This is a genomic window from Rhizobium sp. 05L419, from assembly GCF_056397845.1.
In genome coordinates this window covers 1-499 of the sequence record NZ_JBFTOF010000091.1, presented here as the reverse complement: position 1 = coordinate 499, position 499 = coordinate 1, and the positions used below count along the sequence as shown (strand labels likewise).

1 protein-coding gene is annotated in these 499 nt (G+C 64.7%); it reads right to left on the bottom strand.

Annotated features, from left to right (window positions below; genetic code table 11):
• Nucleotides 1-499 (bottom strand): DUF4082 domain-containing protein (locus AC1DMK_RS31130; protein WP_477864054.1); only part of this gene is annotated, 499 nt, incomplete at both ends.

Sequence of the window (499 nt, the reverse complement as noted above, 5' to 3'; positions counted from 1 at the left end):
GGTCGTGTGGTACGAGGCGACATAGGTGGTGTTGGCGGTAATGGAGACGGGCGTCGCCAGGGCCACCGTCTGCCAGCCACTTGCCGACGTGTTGGTGAAGGTGACGGTGGCAAGCTTGGTGCCGGTCGCAGTCCACAGGTCAAGCACATCCTGGCCAGTGTCGCTGGCACTTCGGTAGAACTTGAGGGCCGTTATGTTGCCGGCGACATTCGACTGGAACTTGACGCCGACCTCGAGTTGCTGACCATCGTTGAGGTTCGTCTGCGCCGGCGTGTTGGACGCACTGAACAGGCTGTAGGTCGTGGGCGCCGTCGACACGGCGATGTTGAATGTCTCGTTGGTGGCAAGGTTGCCGAGATCGGTCGCCGTCACCCGGACGGCGAGCGTGCCGACATTGGCGGCCGCCGGCGTGCCGGTGAAGGTCCGCGTCGCGGCGTTGAAGCTCAGCCAGGCGGGAAGCGCCGAGCCGTCGGCAGCCAATGCCGAGTAGGTGAGCGTC